Origin of the sequence: Vibrio nigripulchritudo ATCC 27043 (assembly GCF_000222685.1) — a bacterium.
GTDB classification, from domain to species: Bacteria; Pseudomonadota; Gammaproteobacteria; order Enterobacterales; family Vibrionaceae; genus Vibrio; species Vibrio nigripulchritudo.
Map to the genome: position 1 here is coordinate 1 of NZ_AFWJ01000094.1, position 7,756 is coordinate 7,756.

Below are 7,756 nucleotides of genomic sequence, written 5' to 3' on the forward strand. Positions count from 1 at the left end.
TTGCAGGTGCTGGTCGAAAAAACCTATCTGGAAGCCGAACAGGCTAAAGAAGAAGTCAACGGGCTCGATTCCAGCCTGAATCTGGCGGAAGAAAACCTCAAACTTCGCCAACGGGCATTCTCGCAAGGTTTATCCAACTCTCTGGAAGTGGTCGATGCTCAGCTTTATCTGGCGAGCATTCGTACTCAACAGCATGCCGCTCGTTTCAACTACCTGATTGCCTTAAATAAACTGCTTGCCCTGAGCAATGAAATGAACACCTTCGAACAATACGAAAACCGAGCTATTTTGGAGAACCACTCATGAAAACAAATCTATTAAAACCTGTGGTCGCGGGCGTTATCGCTCTGGGTTTAGGTGGATGGCTGGTTCACAGCTTTAACGTCGCGTATGAAGAACAGCCGATGCGTTTGCAGGGACAGATCGAAGCGCAGCAGTACAACATCTCCTCCAAAGTGGCAGGTCGTATCGATCAGGTGATGGTAAGCAAAGGCGACGAGGTTGCAAATGGCGATCTTATTTTCACTATCTATAGCCCTGAACTGGATGCGAAGCTTGAACAGGCTCTGGCGAGTAAAGAAGCGGCTGGCGCGCTGGCAGAAGAAGCCGAAAAAGGGGCGCGAGAGCAACAGATTCAGGCTTCGAAGGATCAGTGGCAAAAAGCCAAAGCCGCATCTGATTTGATGGAAAAGACCTACAACCGAATCAATAACCTTTACAAAGACGGCGTCGTGGCGGAGCAAAAACGAGACGAAGCGCTAACCCAGTGGCAAGCAGCAAAATACACCGAAAGCGCAGCTTACCAGATGTACGAATTAGCGAAAGAAGGGGCGCGAGATGAAACCAAACGCGCGGCAGCCGAAAAAGCCAGAATGGCGGCTGGTGCAGTCGCAGAAGTAGAAGCATTCGCTGCCGACACCAAAATTCGTAGCTGGTTCAAGGGCGAAGTGTCTCAGGTATTGCTTAGCCCGGGAGAACTGGCACCGCAGGGTTTCCCTGTTGTCACTGTACTAGACATGCAGGACGCATGGGCAGTATTTAACGTTCGCGAAGATAAACTAAGCCAATTTTCGAAAGGCACGGAATTTGTTGCCAATGTTCCGGCACTTGGCAAAGACGTGACGTTCAAAGTGTCTCACGTGGCGGTTATGGGCGATTTTGCCACCTGGCGTTCGACTGATTCCAGCCAAGGCTTTGACATGCGAACCTTTGAGGTAGAAGCTCGCCCGGCAGAACCAGTGGAAGGATTGCGCATGGGCATGAGCGTGGTTATTGAGAATCTCTGATATGAATACGCTCACCCGATTATCGGGGCAATTGGAGGTAGTCAAAGCAGACAAATGGCTCTTGTCTGCCTTGACCTGGATTCCACTCGTTGTCGCTTTTATCATTTGGGCGGTGTTCGCGCAGGGATTGGCTCGCGACCTCAAGATTGGCATCGTTGACTTAGACAATACCGCTTTCTCCCATCAGCTTATCAGGCATTACGACGCTTCTCCGAGCCTGAAAATCACGGCGAGTTATCCGGATACCTTGTCTGCCAGTCAGGCACTCACATCCGGAGACATCTACGGTTATGTGGTGATCACACGCAATAGCTTTAAGCAAACCGCATTAAACCAACCGCCGCAAGTGTCTGCCTTCGTCAATACGCAGTACATTCTGATTGGTCGGCTGATCAATTCAGCACTGCTGCAAGCTCAAGGCACGTTTAACGCGAAAGTTGAAGCGGGTAAAGCCTTAGCTAAAGGTGACACCACATCCTCACAGGCATTGGGAAGTGCCCTGCCTAGCCGCAGCCAGATTACCCCTTTGTTTAATAGCAATACCAACTACAGCCAGTTTTTGCTTGGCGCAGTTGTCCCGGCTATCTGGCAGATTGCCATAGTAGTAGGCACCGTTATGGTATTGGCGGCGAATTTGCGCTTGCGGGGAGCAGCACAATGGTTAGGGCAATCGCCTGTCCGCCGCGTGATGAGTTCACTCGCCCCATACTTTCCGGTGTTTATACTGCAAGGTTTGGGCATGCTGGCGTGGTTTTACCTTGGTTTAAAGTGGCCGTTTCACGGTAATATTGCGGTGTTATTTCTCGCTCAAATTTTGATGGTGCTGGCTTGTATGATTATGGGGAGCCTGTTTTTCTTCATAAGTTTGGATGCGACTCGTGCAATGAGTTTTGCCGGTGCATTCACTGCCCCTAGCTTTGCGTTTATGGGCATCACCTTCCCTGTGACTGAAATGAATCAATGGGCGCAGGCATGGCGATCAATGCTCCCTGTTAGTCATTACATCGAAGCCCATGTTTACCAGTCTAATTACGGAGCAAGCTTTCTCGATACACTGAACGAGCTGGTTCCAATGTTGGGTTACCTTATCCCATTCCTTATGTTGCTCATTCTTATCAAGAAGAAATCAAAGCAGGTGGTATTGCGATGAATGTATTCCAGTTGATCCGCGATGAGCTAAAAGCCATCTTCAGCCACCCTGCAATTGTTCTAACCGTATTTGGCGGTACGCTTTTTTATTCATTTCTCTACCCGCTTCCTTACGCTAATCAGGTTGCACAGCAGCAACAGATTACGGTTGTGAATTTAGACAAAAGCCAAACCAGTTATCAGCTAGAACGCATGGTGGATGCCACACCACAGGTGAGCATTGTATCCAGAACCCATACAGTCGAAGATGCAAAGGCGCAATTTCTGGCTCACGAAGTCAGTGGTATTTTGGTGATTCCTGAGCACTTCTACCGCGACATGATGTTGGGTAAAAGCCCGGTGCTTTCTTATGCTGGCGATGCGTCTTACTTCTTAGTTTTTGGCACTGTGGTCGAGGGATTAGCTCAGGCGTCAGGTACTCTGGCGGCGAAAGCTAAAGTGGCTAAATTGGTTTCCGATGGCTTGCCTTTGACTCAAGCCGCTGAGCTCTATTCTCCGGTGCACCTGAACTTAAAGCCGACGTTCAACCCTGAAATGGGCTATGTCGATTACGTAGTTCCGGCTGTGTTTGTGCTGATTCTGCATCAGACACTGATCATGGGGACTGGCATCCTGACGGCAAGCCAGAGAAACCGAAAAGGCTATTGGAACGAGTATTCTGCCACCGAACTGACTCTAACGAGAATCGTGATCTTTGGTCTACTTTATGTTGCGCTTAGCCTGTATTACTTTGGTTTTAGCTTCAACTTCTATGAGATCAATCGACTGGCAAGTATTGGTGATTTGTTTATCTTGCTTGTGCCATTTCTGATTGGGGCGGGTGCGATTGGCGTTGTGTTGGGGGGTATTCTGCCCCGCGTTGAGTTGGTGACACTGTTGGTTTTGGTCAGCTCAATGCCATTGATATTTACGGCTGGGTTTATCTGGCCTTTGGAAAGTATCCCTGCTCCCCTGGTCTGGCTGGCGAATGTTTTGCCGAGTGCACCTGCCATTCAAGGCTTTTTGAAAATCAATCAGATGGGTGCAGAAATATGGCAGATAAAAGACGTGGTCGCACAGCTCTGGATTTTAGCGGCGATATGGAGCTTTCTCGCCTGGTTGAAACTTAAAATGCAGTCACTTCCGATGAAGCAGTCACCTTCGATAAATTAACGGGTTAAAACGAAGAACCCCACCAAATGGTGGGGTTCTTTCTATTTCCTAGTATCAGTTGCCTAAGCCCAGTCCTTCAGACAAAGCTTTGATTTGTTCCAGATCCAATCGGTGAACTTCGATCATTTGTGTTATCTGGCTCAGTTTGGAATTCACATCATCACTGCGATCACACGCGTCCGAGGATGCATCCCATGAAGTGCCCGCCAAAAACTCATCACATTCTTTGGCAAGTTTATCTTTTTGAGGTAATAGCTCTTTTTGCTCTTTCAACAGGCTTTCCAGTTCCTGACGAATCGCCATTTCACGCTGGAACACTTCGCGAGAGCGCTCAAATACTGATGCTTGCAAATCTGCCTGTCGATTCAGCCTTTGATTTGAAATCCCCAGCTCTTCTAATTGGGAGCTCTGCTGAGTGATTAAAGCTTCCTGCTCTAAATTCACCTTTTCAAGTTCGGTGACGGTTGTCTCTAGTTCTTTTATCTGAGCTTCGTATTTCTCAGTGATTTCATCTGACTGGTTATTTAACTCTACTTTCAAAGATTCAGAAGAGTCTTTGTCGTAGTTGTCTAACTGCAATTTCAACTGCGCTTTTTCACCTTCCAGCGCTTGAAGCTTTTCTTCCTGAGAAAGGTAGGCATCCTGCCAACTGCTTTGAGTCACAACTGCTCCGCCTAAACCACCAATCGCTAAACCCAGCACGGCTGCCACTGCAATATAGAGATACGAAGTCTTGTTGCGCTCTTCTATGATGACAACTTCTTCTTCCTGATCGTCATCGCGTTCGTCTTGGATATTCTTGTCTACCATTTCCTACTCCGGCATCATGTGACCAGCTCTGTGATTACGACAGATACAACGTAGATTACAAACCCAATAATTGATGCAAGAATGACGCCCTTTTGTACCTTTTCGTTGGTTCTGTAGCGAAAAAGAAGTACTGCGATGGCTATCAGCGCCGCAATTGCAATTAATCTGGTCATAACTTTCTCCTTACCTTGTGCCTGTTATACCACTTTTTCAGGTAGATAACGTAAACACTCTGTCCGAAAATTTCAGATAGATGGTTGAACTGCTGGGAATTTATACGATGTAAATAAAACAACCGACCAACATGGCATGCTGGTCGGTTGTGGGTAAGAAACGTATAAGACAACGTCAGACAATTGACCTTGTGGCTAAATTACCAGTCCACCGTCAATCTTGAGTACCTGCCCCGTAATAAAGCTGGCTTTGTCACTTGCAAGAAACTCGACACCGTTGGTGATGTCTTCTGGAGTTCCCATTCTACCAAGCGGGGTTTTGCCTTTCATCATATCCAGCACTTTTTCAGGCAAATCCGCCGTCATGGGTGTTTCAACAAAACCTGGGGCGACGCAATTCGCTCGCACCTGTGCACCTTTACGAGCAAACTCTTTTGCCCAGCCTTTGGTCATCGCAATCACCCCGCCTTTAGTGGCGGCGTAGTTAGTCTGACCAATGTTCCCATCCGTTCCAACAACCGAAGACATGGTTACAATGGAACCGTGGTTGTTTTCAATCATGATAGGAGCAACTGCCTGAGTCAGGTTAAAGACACCTTTCAGGTTCACATCAATCACCTGGTCCCAGTCCTGCTCTGTCAATCTGTCTATCAGTCCATCTCGCGTGATGCCAGCATTGTTAACCAGCACATCAATCCGGCTGAACTCACTGCGAATTTGTTCAACCAAAGCGGTTATGGCTTCACGATCGCAGATATTAACGGTGACAGGTTTAACGTTGTCGTGGGATGAAAATGCTTCTTGTAACACCTGTTCATTCATATCAAGGGCATAAACCATTTGTGCACCTTGCTCGGCAAAGCGTTCAACAATGGCTTTTCCTATTCCTTGGGCAGCACCTGTTACAACACATATTTTATTATTTAACATTGAGTGTCCTCTAGTGGGCTAATCCATTCGCATTTCACTGCCAGAAGTTGATTTGGGCTTAAAATCCAGCGTGAAAACGTCGCGATCCAGTTTTTAGTACTGTTCTAATCATAGGATTAAATACTGAACCCGCGAGTTAAATTTCAATGTACCAGTCCTTTTTCAAGCGCGAGCTTAACCAGCATGGCGGTTGACGTTGCTCCTAGTTTCTTTTTGATCCTTAACCTGTGGGTCTCGACTGTGCGAACACTGATATGCAGGGAGTGGGCAATTTCTTTATTGCAGGCACCGTCTACAATCGCCTTGAGAACATCCGACTCACGTTTCGACAGCGTGTCATCTTTCGGCTGAGGCTTTTCATTGATTTGCTCCAGCAAGCGATCAGATGCCTGAGGGCAAAGGTAAGACCTTCCCTGCGCGACCTGATTGATCGCCATCACCAGCTCTTCCGACCCGACATCTTTCAACACATACCCTTTCGCCCCAGCTTTTACGGAGCGAACCACATAGTCGCGGCTGTCGTGCATGGAAAGCATGATGACGCCCGTTTTGGACGCCTTACTTTCTAACTTTTCCAACACCTCAATCCCGTTAAGGTTGGGCATGTTGATATCCAGTAGCAAAACGTCAGGCTTCAGAGATAGTGTGGTTTCCAGTGCATCTGTTCCGGTGCCGACACACGCCAGTATGTCGAGGTTGTCTTCCCGTTCGAGGCGAGATTTAAGACCATCCTGCATAAGGCGATGATCATCCGCCAATACCAATCTAATCATACAAACTCCATGTTCAAACTTACGCGCACTTCCGTTCCTTCCCCTGGGGTACTGGTGACATTGAAAGAGCCTCCAATTGCCTGAATACGCTCTTTCATGTTTTGTAACCCCATGTGCTCAAAAGTGGCTTTCACTTTTTTTCCGTTCTTGAGTGCTTTGGTAGAAATGCCTTTGCCATCGTCACTGACGGTTAAGATTAACTGCTTCCCTTCTCGCTGCATTACTACGTCAACCCCTTGCGCGTTGGCATGTTTTTCTACATTGTGCAGTGCTTCCTGCATTACTCTGTAGAGAGTGGTCTCCACTTCCGGCAGAAGATCGACGCCTTCGATGTCATGTTCGAAAATCAGTTCAAGCTGAGAACGCTCTCGCAGGTCATTGATGAAGGCTTCTATACCCGCAACCAGACCTAAATCGTCGAGTTGAGGGGGTCTTAAATCCCGAGAGATCCTTCGAAGCTCAACAATCGCCAGCTCCATCGCGTCTTTACTGGCATCCAGCTCCTGCTCTTTTTTCCCGTCATCAGTTTCTTTAGACACGTTGTCTAAACGGTATTTCGCCGCCACCAAAAGCTGATTCACCCCATCGTGTAGCTCGCGCGACACTCGGTGCCTTTCATTTTCCTGAGAATCAATAATCTGCTGATTCAAAATGCTTAACTGCTGGTTCGCCAGACGACGTACATTCAGGTTGAGCGACGCCCCAAGCGCAGCAATCGCCGAAATGGCGATGAACATCACCACAAACAGCGCGGTACTGGTTTTCCCTATATTTTCATCAAACCCGTTTTCCATATGGGCGACTTGTTGTTCTATGTCGTCCAAGTACACCCCTGTTCCCACCATCCACTGCCATTTATCCAGTGAAACGGCGTAACTGAGTTTGGGCAGCGGCTCTTTTTTCGACGGTTTGTGCCACAGATAATCGACAAATCCACCGCCTTCTCGCCCGACTCGTATCAATTCCTGCAACAGCTTTTTGCCCTGAACATCTTCAACATTCCACCAGTTTTTTCCTATTCGCTCGGTTTGATAAGGCAACACCAGTGCATCGCCATCCCATGTGTAGGCAAAGAAGTAGCCGTCGCTTCCATACGTGAGCTGGCTCAATTTTTCGGTCACGATTTGTTTGGCAACTTCCGGTGGCAGGCTTTCATCCTGGTAGTAAGGCTCAATACTTTTGATTGCCATTTCTACGTACTGCTTCAATTCTTGTTTCTTCACGGCAAGTACGTTATTGCGAGTAAGCGAGACCTGTTCTTCAACCAATTGTTTTGCCTGAGTAAAAAGAATCGTAGCGACAATGATCACCACCAAAACAAGAGGGACGATAGACAGCAAAATGATGTTTATCGAGAGTCTTCGGTTACTGATAAATCCCATTAATTCACCCAGAACAGTACGTAGTTTTACTGACATTTTGTTCGGAAAACTGCACTTTTTACCGACAAAATTTGCGCAGTTATCCCAATAGAGAGGAATCT

General features: G+C 47.5%; 9 protein-coding genes. 4 read left to right on the forward strand and 5 right to left on the reverse strand.

Annotated elements, in window-relative coordinates; all coding sequences use genetic code 11:
• From RH89_RS09530 to RH89_RS09545, 4 genes are all read left to right on the forward strand, one after another.
• The coding region (locus tag RH89_RS09530; protein ID WP_139063262.1) for a TolC family protein at positions 1–306 on the forward strand (306 nt) is incomplete at its 5' end.
• Complete coding sequence (locus tag RH89_RS09535; RefSeq protein ID WP_004401404.1) at positions 303–1,286, forward strand: HlyD family secretion protein; 984 nt, start codon at positions 303–305, stop codon at positions 1,284–1,286. The genes RH89_RS09530 and RH89_RS09535, both read left to right, overlap by 4 nt.
• 1 nt (position 1,287) lies before the next feature.
• Positions 1,288–2,436 (forward strand): ABC transporter permease, encoded by a 1,149-nt coding sequence (locus RH89_RS09540; protein ID WP_004401405.1) that lies wholly within the window; start codon positions 1,288–1,290, stop codon positions 2,434–2,436.
• Positions 2,433–3,587, forward strand: a complete 1,155-nt coding sequence (locus RH89_RS09545) for an ABC transporter permease (RefSeq protein ID WP_004401406.1) — start codon at positions 2,433–2,435, stop codon at positions 3,585–3,587. The genes RH89_RS09540 and RH89_RS09545 overlap by 4 nt, the downstream gene beginning before the upstream one ends.
• A 54-nt stretch (positions 3,588–3,641) precedes the next feature.
• Here RH89_RS09545 and RH89_RS09550 read toward each other — a convergent pair whose 3' ends face one another.
• From RH89_RS09550 to RH89_RS09570, 5 genes are all read right to left on the reverse strand, one after another.
• Positions 3,642–4,397, reverse strand: coding sequence for a hypothetical protein (locus RH89_RS09550; RefSeq protein WP_004401407.1), 756 nt, complete (start codon positions 4,395–4,397; stop codon positions 3,642–3,644).
• Between the two features lie 14 nt (positions 4,398–4,411).
• Positions 4,412–4,570, reverse strand: coding sequence for a hypothetical protein (locus RH89_RS30110; protein WP_004401409.1), 159 nt, complete (start codon positions 4,568–4,570; stop codon positions 4,412–4,414).
• Between the two features lie 195 nt (positions 4,571–4,765).
• Complete coding sequence (locus RH89_RS09560) at positions 4,766–5,500, reverse strand: beta-ketoacyl-ACP reductase (protein ID WP_004401411.1); 735 nt, start codon at positions 5,498–5,500, stop codon at positions 4,766–4,768.
• A 143-nt stretch (positions 5,501–5,643) separates the two neighbouring features.
• Positions 5,644–6,273 carry a response regulator gene (locus tag RH89_RS09565; RefSeq protein ID WP_004401413.1) on the reverse strand — a complete coding sequence of 210 codons (630 nt, stop codon included), beginning with the start codon at positions 6,271–6,273 and terminating at the stop codon, positions 5,644–5,646.
• Positions 6,270–7,655 carry a cache domain-containing protein gene (locus tag RH89_RS09570; RefSeq protein ID WP_038145443.1) on the reverse strand — a complete coding sequence of 462 codons (1,386 nt, stop codon included), beginning with the start codon at positions 7,653–7,655 and terminating at the stop codon, positions 6,270–6,272. The genes RH89_RS09565 and RH89_RS09570 overlap by 4 nt, the downstream gene beginning before the upstream one ends.
• Positions 7,656–7,756 lie beyond the last annotated feature (101 nt).

Excerpts from the sequence above, each read along its gene's own strand:
- RH89_RS09540 (WP_004401405.1), top strand. The coding sequence starts at position 1,288 with ATGAATACGCTCACCCGATTATCGGGGCAATTGGAGGTAGTCAAAGCA.
- RH89_RS09545 (WP_004401406.1), top strand. The coding sequence starts at position 2,433 with ATGAATGTATTCCAGTTGATCCGCGATGAGCTAAAAGCCATCTTCAGC.
- RH89_RS09560 (WP_004401411.1), bottom strand. The coding sequence starts at position 5,500 with ATGTTAAATAATAAAATATGTGTTGTAACAGGTGCTGCCCAAGGAATA.
- RH89_RS09550 (WP_004401407.1), bottom strand. The coding sequence starts at position 4,397 with ATGGTAGACAAGAATATCCAAGACGAACGCGATGACGATCAGGAAGAA.
- RH89_RS09570 (WP_038145443.1), bottom strand. The coding sequence starts at position 7,655 with ATGGGATTTATCAGTAACCGAAGACTCTCGATAAACATCATTTTGCTG.
- RH89_RS09565 (WP_004401413.1), bottom strand. The coding sequence starts at position 6,273 with ATGATTAGATTGGTATTGGCGGATGATCATCGCCTTATGCAGGATGGT.
- RH89_RS09535 (WP_004401404.1), top strand. The coding sequence starts at position 303 with ATGAAAACAAATCTATTAAAACCTGTGGTCGCGGGCGTTATCGCTCTG.
- RH89_RS30110 (WP_004401409.1), bottom strand. The coding sequence starts at position 4,570 with ATGACCAGATTAATTGCAATTGCGGCGCTGATAGCCATCGCAGTACTT.